This window comes from Neobacillus bataviensis (assembly GCF_019969725.1).
The window spans coordinates 239,389-256,839 of record NZ_JAHXYW010000005.1; the positions used below are offsets into that span (position 1 = coordinate 239,389).

18 protein-coding genes and 2 riboswitches are annotated in these 17,451 nt (G+C 41.0%); of the genes, 2 read left to right on the forward strand and 16 right to left on the reverse strand.

Going from position 1 to position 17,451, the window contains the following annotated elements; genetic code table 11:
- Positions 1 to 11 precede the first annotated feature (11 nt).
- The 6 genes from sufC to LC455_RS15020 all read right to left on the reverse strand — a co-directional run bounded on the left by sufC (position 12) and on the right by LC455_RS15020 (position 5,993).
- A complete protein-coding gene (gene sufC / locus LC455_RS14995; protein ID WP_223591955.1) occupies positions 12 to 797 on the reverse strand; it encodes a Fe-S cluster assembly ATPase SufC in 786 nt (261 codons plus the stop codon).
- A gap of 377 nt (positions 798 to 1,174) precedes the next feature.
- Positions 1,175 to 2,017 (reverse strand): MetQ/NlpA family ABC transporter substrate-binding protein, encoded by an 843-nt coding sequence (locus LC455_RS15000; protein ID WP_223591957.1) that lies wholly within the window; start codon positions 2,015 to 2,017, stop codon positions 1,175 to 1,177.
- 15 nt (positions 2,018 to 2,032) lie between these two features.
- Positions 2,033 to 2,701, reverse strand: coding sequence for a methionine ABC transporter permease (locus LC455_RS15005; protein ID WP_223591959.1), 669 nt, complete (start codon positions 2,699 to 2,701; stop codon positions 2,033 to 2,035).
- On the reverse strand, positions 2,694 to 3,719 hold the full coding sequence (locus LC455_RS15010; RefSeq protein ID WP_223591961.1) for a methionine ABC transporter ATP-binding protein: 1,026 nt from the start codon (positions 3,717 to 3,719) through the stop codon (positions 2,694 to 2,696). The genes LC455_RS15005 and LC455_RS15010 overlap by 8 nt, the downstream gene beginning before the upstream one ends.
- A gap of 159 nt (positions 3,720 to 3,878) precedes the next feature.
- Positions 3,879 to 3,983: riboswitch (SAM riboswitch) on the reverse strand.
- Positions 3,984 to 4,100: 117 nt separating this feature from the next.
- Positions 4,101 to 5,417 (reverse strand): O-acetylhomoserine aminocarboxypropyltransferase/cysteine synthase family protein, encoded by a 1,317-nt coding sequence (locus LC455_RS15015; protein ID WP_223591963.1) that lies wholly within the window; start codon positions 5,415 to 5,417, stop codon positions 4,101 to 4,103.
- Between the two features lie 58 nt (positions 5,418 to 5,475).
- Positions 5,476 to 5,581: riboswitch (SAM riboswitch) on the reverse strand.
- A gap of 79 nt (positions 5,582 to 5,660) precedes the next feature.
- Complete coding sequence (locus tag LC455_RS15020; RefSeq protein WP_223591964.1) at positions 5,661 to 5,993, reverse strand: hypothetical protein; 333 nt, start codon at positions 5,991 to 5,993, stop codon at positions 5,661 to 5,663.
- A 203-nt stretch (positions 5,994 to 6,196) separates the two neighbouring features.
- On the opposite strand from LC455_RS15020, the gene LC455_RS15025 reads away from it, so the two are divergent.
- Positions 6,197 to 7,102: a nuclease-related domain-containing protein gene (locus LC455_RS15025; protein WP_223591966.1), complete on the forward strand. Its 906-nt coding sequence runs from the start codon at positions 6,197 to 6,199 to the stop codon at positions 7,100 to 7,102.
- Positions 7,103 to 7,740: 638 nt separating this feature from the next.
- Here the strand turns inward: LC455_RS15025 and LC455_RS15030 are convergent.
- The 7 genes from LC455_RS15030 to LC455_RS15060 all read right to left on the reverse strand — a co-directional run bounded on the left by LC455_RS15030 (position 7,741) and on the right by LC455_RS15060 (position 15,253).
- Positions 7,741 to 8,049 (reverse strand): thioredoxin family protein, encoded by a 309-nt coding sequence (locus tag LC455_RS15030; RefSeq protein ID WP_223591968.1) that lies wholly within the window; start codon positions 8,047 to 8,049, stop codon positions 7,741 to 7,743.
- Between the two features lie 5 nt (positions 8,050 to 8,054).
- Positions 8,055 to 8,411 carry a toprim domain-containing protein gene (locus tag LC455_RS15035; RefSeq protein ID WP_223591970.1) on the reverse strand — a complete coding sequence of 119 codons (357 nt, stop codon included), beginning with the start codon at positions 8,409 to 8,411 and terminating at the stop codon, positions 8,055 to 8,057.
- Positions 8,412 to 8,646: 235 nt separating this feature from the next.
- Positions 8,647 to 9,030: a glycine cleavage system protein GcvH gene (gene gcvH, locus LC455_RS15040; protein ID WP_223591971.1), complete on the reverse strand. Its 384-nt coding sequence runs from the start codon at positions 9,028 to 9,030 to the stop codon at positions 8,647 to 8,649.
- 78 nt (positions 9,031 to 9,108) lie between these two features.
- Entirely contained in the window at positions 9,109 to 9,468 is a 360-nt protein-coding gene (locus LC455_RS15045) for an arsenate reductase family protein (protein ID WP_223591972.1), read from the reverse strand.
- Positions 9,469 to 9,641: 173 nt separating this feature from the next.
- Positions 9,642 to 11,423 (reverse strand): acyl-CoA dehydrogenase family protein, encoded by a 1,782-nt coding sequence (locus LC455_RS15050; protein WP_223591973.1) that lies wholly within the window; start codon positions 11,421 to 11,423, stop codon positions 9,642 to 9,644.
- Between the two features lie 61 nt (positions 11,424 to 11,484).
- A complete protein-coding gene (locus LC455_RS15055; RefSeq protein ID WP_223591974.1) occupies positions 11,485 to 12,660 on the reverse strand; it encodes an acetyl-CoA C-acetyltransferase in 1,176 nt (391 codons plus the stop codon).
- A gap of 208 nt (positions 12,661 to 12,868) precedes the next feature.
- Positions 12,869 to 15,253 (reverse strand): 3-hydroxyacyl-CoA dehydrogenase/enoyl-CoA hydratase family protein, encoded by a 2,385-nt coding sequence (locus LC455_RS15060; RefSeq protein ID WP_223591975.1) that lies wholly within the window; start codon positions 15,251 to 15,253, stop codon positions 12,869 to 12,871.
- A gap of 218 nt (positions 15,254 to 15,471) precedes the next feature.
- Between LC455_RS15060 and LC455_RS15065 the strand changes: the two genes are divergently transcribed.
- Complete coding sequence (locus LC455_RS15065; protein ID WP_223591976.1) at positions 15,472 to 15,603, forward strand: YuzL family protein; 132 nt, start codon at positions 15,472 to 15,474, stop codon at positions 15,601 to 15,603.
- Between the two features lie 46 nt (positions 15,604 to 15,649).
- Here the strand turns inward: LC455_RS15065 and LC455_RS15070 are convergent, their stop codons facing one another.
- Genes LC455_RS15070 through LC455_RS15080 form a run of 3 tightly spaced genes read right to left on the reverse strand, consistent with a single transcriptional unit; the run spans position 15,650 to position 17,439 of the window.
- A complete protein-coding gene (locus LC455_RS15070; protein WP_223591977.1) occupies positions 15,650 to 15,901 on the reverse strand; it encodes a DUF2573 family protein in 252 nt (83 codons plus the stop codon).
- The gene (gene fhuF / locus LC455_RS15075) at positions 15,861 to 16,628 is read right to left on the reverse strand and encodes a siderophore-iron reductase FhuF (protein ID WP_223591978.1); all 768 of its coding nucleotides are present in this window, start codon (positions 16,626 to 16,628) and stop codon (positions 15,861 to 15,863) included. The genes LC455_RS15070 and fhuF overlap by 41 nt, the downstream gene beginning before the upstream one ends.
- Positions 16,621 to 17,439: an ABC transporter ATP-binding protein gene (locus LC455_RS15080; protein WP_223592261.1), complete on the reverse strand. Its 819-nt coding sequence runs from the start codon at positions 17,437 to 17,439 to the stop codon at positions 16,621 to 16,623. Before LC455_RS15080 ends, fhuF begins: the two co-directional genes overlap by 8 nt.
- Positions 17,440 to 17,451 lie beyond the last annotated feature (12 nt).

A 17,451-nucleotide genomic window follows, 5' to 3' on the forward strand; every position in this document is an offset into this window, starting at 1 on the left:
CTCCTAACTGCTTACGCTTCTTGCCCAACTGTTTCATCTTCAATGCCGAGCTCTTTCTTGATCCAGTCATATCCTTCTGCTTCTAAGCGTTGTGCCAGCTCTGCTCCGCCTGATTTCACAATGCGGCCTTGCATCATAATATGCACATGGTCAGGAGTGATATAGTTTAAAAGACGTTGATAGTGAGTAATAATTAAGCAGCCAAATTCTTCGCCGCGCATTTCATTAACACCCTTTGATACAACCTTAAGAGCGTCAATATCAAGACCTGAGTCGATTTCATCAAGGATTGCAATTTTTGGCTCAAGCATCATCAATTGCAGGATTTCGTTACGCTTCTTCTCACCGCCGGAGAAGCCCTCGTTCAAATAGCGCTGAGCCATATCTAAATCCATTTCTAGGAATTCCATTTGCTTATCCATTTTGCGAATGAATTTCATTAGGGAAATCTCATTGCCTTCACCGAGACGGCTATTTAGCGCTGAACGTAAAAAATCAGCATTCGTTACGCCGTTGATTTCACTTGGATATTGCATGGCAAGGAAAAGACCTGCGCGGGCACGCTCATCTACTTCCATTTCAAGAACATTTTGACCATCTAATGTAATGCTGCCGCTTGTTACTTCATATTTTGGGTGCCCCATGATGGCGGAAGATAAAGTAGATTTACCTGTTCCGTTTGGACCCATAATTGCGTGAATTTCTCCACCTTTTATTTCAAGGTTTACACCTTTTAAGATTTCTTTCCCATCAATTTCTACGTGTAAATCCTTGATAGTTAAAGTTGATCCAGCCATAATAATACCTCCGAAAAGAATGTTTTGTATCTTGTAGATCACAGGAGATCTATAACTCTATTCTCATTTTATTCTCATTCCAATCTTATAACAAATGAAATGTATTAGCAACTCTTAAACAGTAAAAACCAAGTGCTATTTTCATTGAGGATGTCCTAAATGAGAATGAAAAGAGTGGTTTTTAAAAAATTCAGACAACTAACCAATTATGTAAAACACACTCGATTAAAATGATACCTCATTTTTTTAGCAATTGCCAAGTGAATTCAGGTTGAAAGTCTTCTCTATTTTTACCCATTTAGTTTGATTCATGTATCATCAGTTTCTACCTAATTTAGACGAAAAAGCAGGCTCACTCGCCTGCTTTTTCCTATTACTTATTCAGAAACCGGGACAACGGCACCTTTGTATTTTTCAAGAATGAAATCTTGGATTTCTTTAGAATGAAGTACTTCAACAAGTGCTTTGATTGCTGGCTTGTTTTCATCACCTTTACGAACCGCAATTACGTTTACATATGGTGATTCTTTATCTTCAATCGCAATGGAATCTTTTACTGGGTTTAGGCCCGCATCAATCGCATAGTTTGAGTTGATAAGAACCGCATCGCCTTCGCCATTGTTATAGATTTGCGGTAATAATTTTGCTTCATAGTTTGCATCAAATTTTAAGTTCTTTGGATTTTCAACAACGTCTTTCAACTCAGCTTTAGTTTTATCAATGCCTTCTTTAAGCTTGATTAGACCTTCTTTTTCAAGCAATGAAAGTAGACGGCCGTGGTCTGCAACAGAGTTGCTCATGATTAGGTGGGCACCATTTGGAAGGTCGCTTAGCTTTTTGTATTTCTTAGAATATATACCAATTGGCTCGATATGGATTCCGCCAGCATTGACAAAATTATATCCAAACTCTTTATTTTGAGACTCTAGGTAAGGGATGTGCTGGAAATAGTTAGCATCAAGTTCTTTTGAAGCAAGGGCTTTGTTTGGTAAAACATAGTCCGTGAATGTTGTAATTTTTAAGTCAATCCCTTTTTCTTTTAACAGAGGTGCTGCTTTTTCAAGAATTTCAGCGTGGGGAACAGTAGATGCTCCGACCACTAATGTTGTTGTTTTGCTGCCCTTTTCACTAGTACCTTCTGATTTATCTTCAGATTTACCGCAAGCTGCCAGCGCAAGTGCAAGTGTTAATGCTAAAAGTACTGTTAACCATTTTTTCATTTTAACCTCTCCTTTTTATCGTTTATCTAATTTTGAAGTGATGAAATCACCAATAAATTGAATTACAAACACAATAAGTAAAATGACGACTGTAGCCATGAAGGTTACATCATTTTGGTTTCGCTGGTACCCATAGTTGTAGGCTAGACTTCCTAAGCCGCCTGCACCAATCGCTCCTGCCATCGCTGTGTAACTGACAAGGGCAATCGCTGTAACTGTAATACCTGATATGAGTGCCGGCATTGATTCCGGAAGAAGCACCTTCCAGATAATCGTACCAGTTGTTGCTCCCATTGATCTGGCTGCTTCAATGACTCCTTTATCAATCTCTCTTAGTCCAATTTCCACCATCCGCGCATAAAACGGCGCAGCTCCAATTATTAGTGATGGTAACGCAGCATTAACACCAATCATGGATCCAACCAATATCGTCGTTAACGGAATTAATAACACGATTAAGATAATAAATGGTATAGAACGGAAAATATTTACGATCGTACTGAATACTGCGTTAATCGGTTTATTTCCCCATAAGTTTCCATTAGAAGTAAGAAATAATATTAAGCCAAGCAAGGTCCCTAAAATAAAGGTTGCAAGCACTGAGATCCCCGTCATATATAGGGTATTTTTTGTTTCTTGCCACAAAATAAGCCAATCAACATTTGGAAAATACTCCTTAATCATTTGCTACCACCTCCACTCCTACCTGCTGTGAACGGATAAAGTCAACTGCATTCATGACTTCTTTTTCGTCCCCATCGATATGGATGAAAAGCGTACCATATGAACCACTCTGCGTTTGTGATATTTTCCCCTGCAGGATATTTACCGTAACATTGTTATTTCTTATTAAATTTGTGATGACCGGCTGCTCAGCAGATTCCCCAATAAAGGTTAGTTGGACAATCAAACCGGAATGATAACGTTCAAGCAAATGATCTGCCGTATCCTTGGTTTCTTCCGGCTCTGTCACTTGTTGGACGAATCGTTTTGTAATCGGCTGCTGCGGGTTTTTGAAAACATCGAGTACTGAGCCAAGCTCAACTACTTTTCCGCTTTCCATTACAGCAACACGGTGGCAAATTTTACGAATGACATGCATCTCATGGGTAATCAATACAATGGTTAAGCCCAGCCGTTTATTAATATCAACTAATAATTCCAGGATTGAGTCGGTTGTTTGTGGATCGAGTGCAGAGGTTGCTTCATCACAAAGCAATACCTTTGGGTTATTCGCAAGTGCCCGGGCAATTCCGACCCTCTGTTTTTGCCCGCCGCTCAGCTGTGAAGGATAAGCATTTTCTCTGCCTTCAAGGCCAACAAGCTTTATGAGCTCATTAACTCTTTTTTGTCTCTGTGAGCTTGGAACCCCGGATATTTCTAATGGAAAAGCAATATTTTCGCTGACTGTCCTTGACCAAAGAAGATTAAAATGTTGGAAAATCATGCTGATTTCCTGGCGTGCCTTTCGAAGTTCACTGCCTTTAATTTTTGAGATAACACGACCAGCTACCGTTACGGTTCCATCGGTTGGCAGTTCAAGTCCGTTAAGCATACGGATTAAAGTACTTTTCCCAGCACCGCTATATCCAATTACCCCGAAAATTTCCCCTTCTTTAATATCCAGGTTGACGTCATCGACGGCTTTTAGCTGCCCCTGTTTCGAAGGATAGATTTTTCGGACATTTTTTATCGAAATCATTGATAGTCTCACCTACTTTTTAACCTATTTACTTAAAATTCTGAAATTAAAACCTATTACTTGATTATAGGGTTTGATTGTTTGCCAGAAATATTCCTATTTTAGGAAAACAAAAAACCTTTCTGCACAGGCAGAAAGGCATTATTAATATAAACCTTTCTCCCATCTCCCAAAGCAATTGCTTTGTGTGAATTGGCACCATTTCAATAAATTGACGGTTGCCGGGCTTCATCGGGCACATCCCTCCACCTCTCTTGATAAGAGCATCCTATATATTCAATTAACACGTTAAATTATTTAAGTAATTATTTCACGAAAGTTATCGTAACACGTATAAAAAGGTGTGTCAATGAAATTTTCGAAAAAATAATTTAGGAAATTTTAAACATTTGTTTTTAACGAAGTTAAGCCTGTTGCCGCCTCAATAGCTGATTCTAGGTCTTCAATCAGATCCTCGACGTTCTCGATACCGATTGATAGGCGGATTAAATCTTCTGAGACACCTGCTGCTTTAAGTCCCTCAGAATCTAGCTGCTGGTGTGTTGTACTAGCCGGATGTATGATTAAACTTTTGGCATCCCCAACATTGGCAACATGAGCCCATAAAGAAAGGGAATCTATTAGCTTCGCTCCAGCTTCTTTTCCACCCTTAATTCCGAAAACAACCATTGACCCTGCACCTTTTGGCAAATACTTTTTGGTTAAGTCGTAATCAGGATGTGTTTTGTGGCCTGGATAGGAAACCCACTCGACGGCAGGGTGATTTAACAAATATTCAACGACCTGGTTTGTATTGGCGACATGCTCTTTCATGCGAACATGCAGTGTTTCAAGCCCAAGTGCAAATAAGAAGGCATTTTGTGGACTTAGGGCTGGTCCAAGGTCACGGAGAAGCTGCACTCGCGCTTTGATAATGTATGCAACCGCCCCTAGTGCCTCTGCATAAACAAGATCATGATAGCTTGCATCTGGAGTAGTAAAGCCAGGGAATTTCGGCGAATTCCAATCAAACTTACCTCCGTCAACAATGATGCCTCCTGTCGTGGTTCCATTGCCTAGGAGCCACTTGGTTGCGGAATGTATCACAATATCTGCACCATGCTCAATTGGTCTGCAAAGGTAAGGTGTTGCAAACGTATTGTCAATAATTAATGGGACTCCGGCCTCGTGGGCAATTTCTGCCACTTTTTCAATATCAAGAATGCGCAAGCTTGGATTACCAATGGTTTCAGCAAAGACTGCTTTTGTTTTTTCGGTAATTGCCGTGCGGAAGTTTTCCAGATTTTCCGCATCTACGAATTTAACTTTAATCCCGTATTTAGGGAGCGTAACTGCAAATAAATTATAGGTTCCGCCATAGAGATTAGAAGCGGCCACAATTTCATCGCCTGCTTCGGCAATATTTAGGATGGCGAGTGTGATGGCAGCCATTCCGCTGGCAACCGCCAGGGCACCAACACCTCCTTCCAGGAGGGAGACACGTTCTTCAAAAACGGTGGTGGTTGGATTATGAATGCGAGTATATATGTAACCTGGTTCTGCTAAGCTAAACAGGTTTGCAGCATGTTCTGTGTTTTTAAATTGATAGGCATTGTTTTGGTAGATTGGAACCGCGCGTGCACCTGTCACTGGGTCTGGTGATAAACCGCCATGAACACTTAATGTTTCAAACCGATACTTTTTTTGATTTTCTGCCATTACTCCCACTCCTTTTAAAATAAATAACCCCCACTTCAATAAGAAGAGGGGGTCTCTCTTCTTATCTTCCGAAGCCTTTTCCGCTTCGCTGGAATTAGCACCTTGGTTGTCCAACCGGTTGCCGGGCATCATCGGGCCAGTCCCTCCGCCTCTCTGGATAAGATTACTTTATTTGGCTATTTTATTGGTATAATATTCTAAATTCAGCATACCTGATGTCTAATTCCGAGTCAATAGCTTTGATTAAATTATTTTTGCAAATTCTTGCTGTGCTTTTGTGAGGTAAAAAAGAGATTCGAGCAGCAAGATCGTTCTTAAAGGGGCTGATATGCTGAGCTTTAGAGTTCGTAATCTTTGCTTGCCCTCGAGGAGTTGTGTCATTGCATTTATATCGCCGCTAATTTCGTATTTGGAGGGTTGGTTTTGAAGAGTAAAAATGGTTCCATTTTTTATTACCAGCTGTATGGACTGCTGATGGGTATTTAAGTTCACACGAAGGTCCGCGTTTTCTATTAATGGAAGGATATGCCCTTGTACTTTTACTTTTGTTAGAAAATTATTTAAAGCCTCTATCATTTTCACCACTCCGGTCCCATGCTTTTACTAATACTTATTCATCATGGGGCGCTATTATCCTTTTAATAACGCTCGACAGTTATTGCGGGGATTGGCGGAGTGATGTGTCGAAATTGGGGGAATTGTTATAAATTGTTCAAATGTACGTTGTTAAGGATGGTTGATATTTTTATAAAATTTGAAGTAAAGAAAGGGTGTGGAACATGGCTTTTAAACCACGAATTGAGTCGCTAGAGTTACTGATTCTTAGGATTTTAAACACGCGAATGGAGTTGACGGAGGAAGAAAGGAGGAATTATTTTAACCTTGAAAAAGGCTACCAGGGTGAAGTTCAATTTGATTTCTTAACTGAAAAATTGCAAAGTAATTGCCATATTTTAAATGATTTGCTTATTGAGAGTAATAATAAGGATTTTCAGATTGATTCCACTCTTATTTTTCAAGAACCTCTTTATGTTTTTGAAGTAAAATATTATCAAGGAAATTTTATTTTTAAACCCGACCGGTTAGAGACTCTATCAGGAAAGATATATCAAAACCCACTTGACCAGCTGAAACGCACCAAAACCCTGCTCCGTCAATTACTCCAAAATCTGGGTTATAATATACCGATTGAAGGATATGTCGTTTTTAATAACCCCGACTTTTTCTTGTACCAAGCACCCCTAAACGAACCCATCATTTATGCACCTCAGTTAAAAACTTTCATGAAAAAATTAAATAGAAAGCAGTCCAAATTGAGCATTCATCATAATAAGCTCGCTGAAAAACTGGTGTCTCTACATAAAGTTGTATCTCCTTATTCAAAACTGAGGGCTTATAGTTTTGAGGAGCTGCGGAAGGGATTGACATGTTCTGCGTGCCATTCCTTTAATGTGTCTTTGTGTGGTGGAAAATTAGTATGTTATGACTGCGGGTGTGAAGAGAAAATTGATGCTGCCGTATTACGGAGTGTAGATGAAATTAAACTGCTGTTCCCCGAGATGAAGATTACCACCAATGTTGTGAGGGAATGGTGTGTGGTTATTAAGTCGCAAAAAATGATTAAAAGAATTTTAAAGGAAAACTACAAGGTAATGGGGAAGAAAAAATATACCTATTATGTTTAAGTTTTGGGTAGATAGGTCCTATGCAGTCTTATCGACTGTGGCTGTCCTATTTTTGAGTTGGCTAGCTTTATGAACCGTCCTTATCGACCGTGGCTGCCCTTTATTGTGTCTTGCGGGCTTTATGAACCGTTCTTATCGACCGTGACTGCCGTTTTTTGTGTCTGACGGGCTTTATGAACCGTCCTTATCGACCGTGGCTGCCGTTTTTGTGTCTGACGGGCTTTATGAACCGTCCTTATCGACCGTGGCCGCCTTTTATTGTGTCTGACGGGCTTTATGAACCGTTCTTATCGACCGTGACTGCCGTTTTTTGTGTCCGACGGGCTTTATGAACCGTTCTTATCGACCGTGACTGCCGTTTTTTGTGTCCGACGGGCTTTATGAACCGTTCTTATCGACCGTGACTGCCGTTTTTGTGTCTGGCGGGCTTTATGAACTGTTCTTATCGACAGTGACTGCCCTTTTTTATGTCTGGCGGGCTTTATGAACTGTTCTTATCGACCGCGACTGCCCTTTTTTATGTCTGGCGGGCTTTATGAACCGTTCTTATCGACCGTGACTATCCTTTTTTGCGACTAGCAGGTTTTATGAATTGTTATAAGCAAACAAAAAACAGATGCCCACAAAAAGCATCTGTTTTAGCTTATATACTGCCTTATTTTATCCAACAAAAACGGTACCGAATGAAAAGCATACAGCGTCTCCATCACGACACCGTTTTGCACGATTAGCAAACTGGGGACACTTTCAACGGCAAAATCCACCGCTAAATCAGGGTAAAAATTTAAATTCATTTTTCCCATTTCTATCTCGATCAGTTCCTCAACTACCAACAGCATTTTAGAGGCCAGCTGGCAGGTGCCGCACATTGGCGTATAAAAATAGACCAGCCCGGTTGCCTTTGATTCGAGGAAGTTGGTCAAATCCTTTCGATTCCACTCATTCATTTCAGTTAACTCATTTCTAAATACTCGGTATGAACGTCAATGTTCGCACCTAATAAAACCGTAGCTAGGTGTTGCACAGGCGCAGTGGCTACTTCACGATACATCCGGTCAATATATAAATGTTCCGCATGAGGAAATTCCCGTTTAAACTGCTTCCGAAGCTTCTCGCCTGCTTCATCGGCATCCACAAGGATATAGACATCCTTGTCTTCAAGAAATTCAATCAATTCATCTAATTTTGTCAAACTGATGGTTCCATTTGTACAAATGATTTCAACGGGTTCCTTTAAGATACTTTTAACCTTATTTTTATCCGATTTTCCTTCGACAATAAGAACTTTGTCAACATACGTATCATTCATTATCCATCACCTGTAAAAGAAGTTGTTTTATGATAACATATTCCAAATTTTTCACAATGTGTGCCTGCTTCTTAGGTACGTTAACTATAGCATTATTGTCATCTCAAAAATAGGTTTTTGCTCATGGATGCTTTTCCGCCTTTTTCACATTTTATTATAGCCTGCCCAAATTTAGTAGTAGAAAAAGTGGAAAATGTAAGAAAAGCACCTGCATGAGGTGCTTTCAAGCTAAGAATTAGTCTTCTTTAGTCATTTCTTCGTATTGTTCAGCCGTCATAAGCTTGTCGATTTCACTGCTGTCGGATAATTCAATTACGATCATCCATGCTTTTTCATATGGTGATTCGTTCACGAACTCAGGGCTGTCACTTAAATCTTCGTTTACTTCAACAACTTTACCGCTGACTGGTGCGTAAAGTTCAGAAACAGTTTTAACTGATTCCACGCTGCCGAATGGTTCGTCAGCTGTTACTTCATCGCCCACTTCAGGAAGCTCTACGAAAACGATATCACCTAACTCGTGCTGTGCAAAGTCAGTGATCCCGACGCGCACTTTTTCTCCTTCAACTTTTACCCATTCATGTTCTTCAGAATAACGTAATTCTTTTGGTGTACTCATTTGCAAAATCCCTCCATTGAATTATTCTAAAATCTATCATCGAAATAAATCGATTACCACTTTTACATGATGGCTAGGTTACTTCAGCCACATTTTCTCAAACTCTTCTTCCTTAAAGCCAACGGTCACATGTTCTCCGTCTGTTAAAATCGGGCGTTTGATTAACATGCCGTCGGAAGCTAATAAATCTAATAGCTCATTGTCTGTTGCTGACTTCATTCGGTCTTTCATACCTAATTCCCGGTATTTTTGGCCACTTGTATTAAAAAATTTCTTTAATTCCAAGCCGCTTTTTTGGTAGAACTCTTGCAACAATTCCCGTGATGGGGGATTTTCCACAATATGTACTTCTTCATACGAAAGCTGATGGGCATCCAGCCACTTCTTTGCATTTCGACATGTTCCGCATTTCGGATACCAGTAAAATGTTAATGCCAACCGTTTCACCACCCTCTTTAGTCAAATGCATTTTATCATAGACAACTTCAAAATCCTAATAGATGGCACTTCCAAAAGATAAAATTCGACACCGTTTGTAGAATTTCCTGCTTTTTAAAAAAATATTTAAATAAAAAGCTCCCCTCTGTGAAGGAAGGGAGCCGGAATAAAAATTACACTACATAACGTTCTGCTTCAATTACTACATCTGCCGCTTCGCGTTTTTTTGCAATCACGTTGATTGGCGTGTGGCGAGTAAACTTGCGAAGGGAAGTAAGCATCATGCGAAGTGTATCTCCCTGCTCAACCGCTACAAGGGTCTCTTTCGCATGCTGTTCGATTTCATTAAAGGCTTCTTGACAGAAGATTTGAGTGTATAGAAGCTTCTGCTTATTCTTTTCTAAGCCGTCTTTTGCAATCGCTTTTTCAGTACGTAAAACAACTGATTCCATAGCGTAAACTTGTGAAGCGATATCCGCAATATTAGAGAGGATTTCTTGCTCTGTTTCAAGCGCTTTACCGAATTTTTGCGCAGCTAAGCCTGCTGCTAATAGGCCAATTTTCTTTGCGTTTTTCACCAGATATTTTTCCTGTGCAAGCGGCTCATCGCCTGGCTCTTCCGGCATTAACATCATTAACTCCTCTTGAAGCACCATTGCTTTTTGGAATAATGGAAGCTCGCCTTTAAAGGCCTTTTTCAAGAAGGTGCCTGGCACCAATAGACGGTTGATTTCGTTTGTTCCTTCAAAGATACGGTTAATACGGGCGTCACGGTAGGCTCTTTCAATCGGATATTCCTGCATGAAGCCGTATCCGCCGTGAATTTGTACGCCTTCATCTACCACGTAAGAAAGCACTTCACTTGCAAAGAATTTATTTACGGAACACTCGATTGCGTATTCAGCGATTGAACCAGCAACCTTTTTAATGTCCTTCGCTTCTTCCGTCGAAAGCTGGCCTTGGTTGTTTTCATACAAACCGATTGTACGGTAAACGGAGCTTTCAGCCGCATAAATTTTAGAAGCCATTGTACCAAACTTTTCTTTTGTTAAATTAAATTGGGCAATTGGAGTTTTAAATTGCTTACGGCCATTTGCATACTTAACTGTCATTTCAAATGCCTTTTTGGAACCGCCGACGCCGCCGACAGCTAACTTGTAACGGCCAATGTTTAAAATATTAAAGGCAATAACATGGCCTTTGCCATATTCACCTAGTAAATTTTCAACCGGGACCGCTACATCTTCTAAGATTAGGGTACGAGTGGAAGAAGCCTTAATACCCATTTTCTTTTCTTCAGCGCCTGTTGAAACGCCAGAGAAATCCCGTTCTACGATAAAGGCCGTGAAATGTTCACCGTCAATTTTTGCATAAACAACGAAAACATCTGCAAAACCTGCATTAGTGATCCATTGCTTTTCACCGTTCAGGATATAGTGAGTGCCGGCAGCATTTAATTTAGCCGTTGTTCTTGCGCCTAATGCGTCAGAACCTGATCCAGGCTCCGTCAATGCATAGGCTGCAATTTTTTCACCAGAAGCAAGGGCTGGTAAATATTTTTTCTTTTGCTCATCATTACCGAATAACACGATTGGCAGGGAACCAATTCCCACGTGAGCACCATAAGAAAGGGAGAAGCCGCCCGCACCTGACATTTTTTCGGTAATAACCGATGAAGTAATTTTATCTAAACCTAAGCCTTCAAACTCCTCTGGAACGTCTACCGCTAAAAGGCCAAGTTCTCCCATTTTCTTTAATAACTTAACCGTACGATCAAATTCATGGTTTTCTAAATGCTCGATTTGCGGCGCCACTTCTTTTTCAACAAAGTCTGCAGCAGTCTGCCCAATCATTAAATGCTCTTCTGTAAAATCTTCCGGTGTAAAAATATCCTCATATGAAAGATCTTCAATTAAAAAGCTTCCGCCTTTTACGATTTTTTTAGTTTCAGTCATAATTATTCCTCCTAATTAATTTTGAGAGGGGGCTGCAATCGGGAACCCCCCCATGACCGGATTACAATAATTCAAATACTCCGGCAGCACCCATTCCGCCGCCGATACACATGGTTACAACACCAAATTGTTCGTTGCGGCGCTTTAACTCATGAATAAGGCTCAATGTTAACTTCGCACCTGTACAGCCTAGCGGATGTCCAAGGGCAATTGCTCCGCCATTCACGTTTACTTTTTCTTCATCAAGTCCAAGCTCGCGGATGACTTGAAGAGATTGCGAAGCAAAGGCTTCGTTCAATTCGAATAGATTAATATCTGATATCTCTAAACCTGCTAACTTTAGGGCTTTAGGGATCGCTACTACAGGTCCGACACCCATAATTTCCGGCGGAACACCGCCAACAGCGAACGAACGGAATTTTGCTAATGGCTTAAGACCAAGCGCTTCTGCTTTTTCACGGTCCATTACCATAACAGCTGCTGCCCCGTCACTTGTTTGTGAGGCATTGCCAGCTGTAACAGAACCTGTAACAGAGAAGGCCGGGCGCAGCTTAGCAAGTGTTTCTAAATTTGTATCTGGACGAACACCTTCGTCTTGTGAAAATTGGATTGTTTTTTCAACCAGCTTATTGTCTTTTCCCACTGTGCGAATAGTGACATCCACTGGTACGATTTCATCAACGAATTTTCCTTCAGCAATGGCTTTGGCTGCACGCTGATGACTTCTAACCGCAAAGGCGTCTTGATCCTCGCGTGTAATTCCATACTTTTGTGCTACCTGTTCAGCCGTATGACCCATTCCCATATAGTACTGTGGAGCTGTTTCCGCTAGTTTGATATTTGGCCGGACAACATGACCCGTCATTGGAATCATACTCATCGATTCCGCTCCGCCAGCGATGGCTGTATCAGTATGGCCAAGCATGATTCCCTGTGCTGCATAGGCAATCGCCTGTAATCCTGAAGAACAGAAACGATTGACTGTAATAGCAGGAACTGTGTAAGGAAGTCCTGCCAAAGCCCCGATATTTCGGGCCATGTTATTTCCTTGCTCTGCTTCAGGCATCGCACAGCCAATGATTAAATCATCTATATTGCCTTCATAATTTCCGGCACGCTTTAAGGTTTCTTTTACAACTAACGCTCCCAAATCATCAGGACGAACCTGGGCAAGCGAACCTTTCTTCGACTTGCCGACCGGTGTCCTTGCTCCGGCAACGATTACCGCTTCTCTCATGAATGTTCCCTCTCTTTCTCTCAATCTTGCAATTTATTTTTCGTCTTTAACTTCGATAACTGTCTAGCTTCAGCGCCTAGGGGTTCGCAGGTCTACAGCCAATCCGTCAAGAAGGTTAAAAACCAACCTTCTCGCCAGCTCGTCTTATGCTTGTCGGCCCTAAGAAAAAATGAACTGCTTTTTTCCCTGGTCAAGGCGCTTCCGTTTTCTAATTGCGTAATGGTTTTCCCTTCACAAGCATATGCTGCATGCGCTGTTGTGTTTTTGGTTCTCTGATTAAGCTTAAGAAAGCTTCTCTTTCTAAATCTAATAGATATTGTTCATCGACTTCTGTTCCGAATGGCACTTTGCCTCCGGCAATGACATAAGCAATCTTCTTGGCAATTTTCATGTCATGCTCGGAAATAAAGCCGGATAAACGCATGGCTTCAGCACCAAGCAGAAGTGTCGCATAACCGGTTTCACCGACGACTGGAACCTTGCGGCGTACTCTTGGCTTATAGCCTTTTTCATGTAATGCCAGTACGGCTTGTTTTGCATCATATAGCAGATGGTCACCATTAACGCTGATTCCATCCGCAAAGTTTAAGAAATTATTCTCGCGAGCTTCTTCTGCGGAAGTAGATACTTTCGCGGTCGCGATGCTTTCAAATACTTTATTGGCCACGTTTTGCAGGTCGAATTGTACGCCATTTGGCAGGCTTTCTAAGTGCTTAATATAAAGCTCCTTGTTACCGCCTCCGCCAGGAAGTAAGCCTACTCCAACCTCAACAAGTCCCATATACGTTTCAGATGATGCTTGAATGTGGGCTGCAGGCAGGCACACCTCTGCTCCACCGCCAAGCGTCATGCCAAATGGTGCCGCAACCACCGGCTTAGAGCTGTATTTTACTTTTAAAAGTGCGTTATGAAGATGTCGCACGACCATATCAAGCTCCGGAATATTGTCATCCTGGGCTTCCATCAGCATCATTGCCAAGTTGGCGCCGACACAGAAGTTCTTACCTTGGTTCCCGATGACAAGACCCTTATAATTTTTCTCCACTTCATCGATTGCGAAGTTAATCATTTGTACGATATCAAGTCCGATCGCGTTATTTGGTGAGTGGAATTCTAATAAAGCAACTCCGTCACCGATATCAATCAAGCTTGCACCGCCATTCTTTTTAATTACACCTTTTTGTTTCTTAATTTTCTTAAGGTCGATCGCCTTTGGATTGAACTCCACTGGCTGGTATTCACCTTTATGATAGAAGTAAAGCTCGCCGTTTTCTTCCTTATAGAAAGAGGTATGACCCTTTTCAAGCATTTCGGTAATCCATGCTGGAACTTCAATGCCTTCTTCTTTCATCTTTTGAACAGATTTTTCGACACCGATAGCATCCCAGTTTTCAAAAGGACCCTTTTCCCAGCCGAAGCCCCATTTCATCGCACGGTCGATGGCTACGATATCATCGGCGATTTCCCCTAAGAGCTGTGCTGAGTATATTAATGAATGTTTTGTTGTATTCCATAAAAATTGGCCGGCACGATCATTGGCGTAAACAAGCGCTTTCAATTTATTCCCTGTGCCTTTTTCCTGCTTTGCAAGCTCTACTGAAGGTGTAGAAAGCTTTTTGCGTGGACCGTACTCCAGTGTATTTGGATCCAATTCTAAGATTTCTTTTCCTTTTTTCAAAAAGAATCCTTGCCCGGATTTGCTTCCAAGCCAGCCTTTTTCAACCATCGCTTTTATAAAAGCAGGTACTTCAAAAACTTCCTTTTCTTCCCCCTGGACACTATCGTAGACATTGTTTGCTACATGATAGAAGGTATCTAGTCCGACTACATCAAGGGTGCGGAAGGTAGCACTTTTCGCACGTCCAATTAATGGTCCAGTGATAGAATCGATTTCTCCGACACTATAACCGCCATTTAACATTTCTCTAACTGTAATAAGGAGGCCGTACGTACCGATGCGGTTGCCGATAAAGTTAGGCGTATCTTTGGCCACAACTACACCTTTCCCTAAAACATCCTCACCAAATGTTTTCATGAAAGAGAGGACTTCTGGGTCCGTGTATTGAGTTGGAATAATTTCTAATAATTTTAGATAACGTGGCGGGTTAAAGAAGTGTGTTCCAAGGAAGTGTTTCTTAAAATCGTCGGAACGTCCTTCAACCATCGCTTCCACTGAAATACCGGAAGTGTTTGAGCTTACGATACTGCCAGGTTTACGGAATTTGTCAACTTGCTCAAAAACTTGTTTTTTCACATTTAGGTTTTCAACAACCACTTCGATTACCCAGTCAACGTCTTTCAATTTGACTAAATCGTCTTCAAGGTTACCTGCTTCAATAAGAGCTAGATTCTTTTTAGCAGTCAGCGGTGCAGGTTTTTGCTTCAATAATTTTTGAATATTTGCAGCAGCGATACGATTACGTACCTGCTGGTCAGCTAAAGTTAATCCCTTTGCTTCTTCTTCTTTCGTAAGCTCACGCGGGACAATATCCAATAATAGGGTTGGTATTCCGATGTTTGCAAGATGTGCCGCAATTCCTGATCCCATTACTCCAGATCCTAAGACGGCTGCTTTTTTAATAAGTTGGTTCAACACTGTCTCCCCCTTCATCATTTTGAATGAATACTCATTCATTTTTTTGTTAAAAAAATTTCACATTTGAATGAGTTCTGTTATTATTTAATATAAAAGATTTTGAAAATTTGTGCAATCGATAAGTGTGGAAAATTTATTTTTTTTTTAAAATAAATTTTTTCTTGACTTTTGATAAATTTTTCTTGGCGGGGAAATCTATTTATGAGGTGATTTCCATGGCAAAAATGAAGAAAAATCCTTCCAAAGCAGGTGTCAGTGCGGCCAGCGTAAAAGGCAATAGCGGACCAGGCAATGAGGATCCAGGCTTCAACAAAACCAACAGCCAGAATAACCAATATAAACGCTAATTAGAAAAGCCGGACAAAAAACAGGCTGAATCACTCAGCCTGTTTTTCATTTCTTCGCAGAATTCCGGTGCTCATCATTCATTTGTTTAATCTCATTAATAATTTGCTTCATTTCTTCCTTCGCTTCTGGATACAACTCATTCCAGTGCTTGGCTAAAGCCGGCATCGATTTGGCGATGTGAGTATATAGCGCCCAAGCCTTCACCTTTTCTTTCGTTTCTTCAGCCGTTTCCCCTACTAATAATTCACTATACTTCTCAAGCAAGGCTTCGAATTGTTGAACAAATACTTTCTCCATCCTGACACCTTCCATCTTTGGTGATATACGTACATGGACATGTTTTGCAGCGTTTACCAGCGGATAATTGATAAGAGAAACAACAAGTTTTCCTCATTCTTACATCTTCGATCTTTTCGGTGTAGTATTTTTGCAAAGGATTTCCTTTATAGCGTCCAAACAGAGAGCCCTCTGCTTCAAAAAGTAAATAACGGAAATCGCTTTGTACGCTGCTATTTTCACTATCCTTTAGCTCTGATTCGTAAAGCCAGAATATGTAAACAGCAATATTTTCCCACAAGATTAACTTAGAAATCCCGAAAGTTTTTTCTAATTTATCGATGATAGGGAAAATATTTTTAGCAAATAGCTCGTTTATCATGTCCTTTCGCCAATCCGCGCGGGCCTTCCCATTCCAATCCTCTTCCTTTTCATCCTTTAATAAAAAGGAAGGAAGCCAATCCTTTCCCTTTTCAGGCGACTCCATTTCTATATTACTTATTGAGACATTGATTTTTTTATTCCAGACTGACATCGCATAAAGGGAGATGACTGCCACAAAGGCATATCTTTTAATAAAAATGGAGGCTGCTGCCTTTTCATTCGGTGCACCGATAGAATCGGCTAAGTTAGCAATGAATAGCTTTAAAAATTTATCATTCAATAAATCGGCGACATGAAATGAATTTTTCAAATTAGCTGCCAATCTATATTTTTGGAGACCGGTCTCTGTCAGAAGTTTAGCCATTGATCGCTACCGCCTTCTCTAGGATGCATCTTCCCTTCCCATAAGGAATGCAAAGAGGTGTCCCGAATAAGGGATCTGTTGTTACCTCACAATCCATATCAAAAACATTTTTTACAAGACTGCAATTGATGACTTTCTCTGGTTTTCCTTGAGCGTAAACTTTTTGATCTTTAATTGCCACAATGTTATGGGCATAACGGCAAGCGAGATTGAGATCGTGCAGGACCATAACGACGGTCCGGTTCTTCATTTCGTTTAATTCAAACAGCAAATCAAGAATTTCGATTTGATGGGTCATATCTAAGTAGGTCGTTGGCTCATCCAATAAAATAATGTCGGTATCCTGTGCCAAAGTCATGGCGATCCAGGCACGTTGCCTTTGCCCGCCGGAAAGAGAGTCAACCGGTCTTTCTTTAAGATGCTCAAGCCTCGTCGCCTTCAGGGCATCGTTCACTTTTTTCTCATCTTCTTCGGACCATTGCTTTAACCAGGTTTGATGCGGATAACGTCCCTGCTTGACGAGCTGGAGGACCGTTAAGCCTTCAGGGGCTGTAGGTGACTGCGGCAAAATGGCCATTTTTTTCGCAATGTCTTTTGTGGAAAGCTTGGCAATCGCCTTCCCTTCCAACAAAACTGATCCTGACTTTGGCTTCAGCAGCCGGGCGATTGAACGAAGCAGCGTTGATTTCCCGCAGCCGTTTGCTCCGATAAAAACGGTTATTTCACCCTTTGGAATTTGCAGATTCAGCTCATTAATAATCAGCGTCTCCCCATATGAAAGTGATAATTCTTTCGTTTCAATCGCATTCATCATCTCTGACAG

Bases quoted from the DNA above. Each gene is read 5' to 3' on its own strand.
- sufC (WP_223591955.1), bottom strand. From the start codon at position 797: ATGGCTGGATCAACTTTAACTATCAAGGATTTACACGTAGAAATTGAT.
- LC455_RS15000 (WP_223591957.1), bottom strand. From the start codon at position 2,017: ATGAAAAAATGGTTAACAGTACTTTTAGCATTAACACTTGCACTTGCG.
- LC455_RS15005 (WP_223591959.1), bottom strand. From the start codon at position 2,701: ATGATTAAGGAGTATTTTCCAAATGTTGATTGGCTTATTTTGTGGCAA.
- LC455_RS15010 (WP_223591961.1), bottom strand. From the start codon at position 3,719: ATGATTTCGATAAAAAATGTCCGAAAAATCTATCCTTCGAAACAGGGG.
- LC455_RS15015 (WP_223591963.1), bottom strand. From the start codon at position 5,417: ATGGCAGAAAATCAAAAAAAGTATCGGTTTGAAACATTAAGTGTTCAT.
- LC455_RS15020 (WP_223591964.1), bottom strand. From the start codon at position 5,993: ATGATAGAGGCTTTAAATAATTTTCTAACAAAAGTAAAAGTACAAGGG.
- LC455_RS15025 (WP_223591966.1), top strand. From the start codon at position 6,197: ATGGCTTTTAAACCACGAATTGAGTCGCTAGAGTTACTGATTCTTAGG.
- LC455_RS15030 (WP_223591968.1), bottom strand. From the start codon at position 8,049: ATGAATGAGTGGAATCGAAAGGATTTGACCAACTTCCTCGAATCAAAG.
- LC455_RS15035 (WP_223591970.1), bottom strand. From the start codon at position 8,411: ATGAATGATACGTATGTTGACAAAGTTCTTATTGTCGAAGGAAAATCG.
- gcvH (WP_223591971.1), bottom strand. From the start codon at position 9,030: ATGAGTACACCAAAAGAATTACGTTATTCTGAAGAACATGAATGGGTA.
- LC455_RS15050 (WP_223591973.1), bottom strand. From the start codon at position 11,423: ATGACTGAAACTAAAAAAATCGTAAAAGGCGGAAGCTTTTTAATTGAA.
- LC455_RS15055 (WP_223591974.1), bottom strand. From the start codon at position 12,660: ATGAGAGAAGCGGTAATCGTTGCCGGAGCAAGGACACCGGTCGGCAAG.
- LC455_RS15065 (WP_223591976.1), top strand. From the start codon at position 15,472: ATGGCAAAAATGAAGAAAAATCCTTCCAAAGCAGGTGTCAGTGCGGCC.
- LC455_RS15070 (WP_223591977.1), bottom strand. From the start codon at position 15,901: ATGGAGAAAGTATTTGTTCAACAATTCGAAGCCTTGCTTGAGAAGTAT.
- fhuF (WP_223591978.1), bottom strand. From the start codon at position 16,628: ATGGCTAAACTTCTGACAGAGACCGGTCTCCAAAAATATAGATTGGCA.
- LC455_RS15080 (WP_223592261.1), bottom strand. From the start codon at position 17,439: ATGAATGCGATTGAAACGAAAGAATTATCACTTTCATATGGGGAGACG.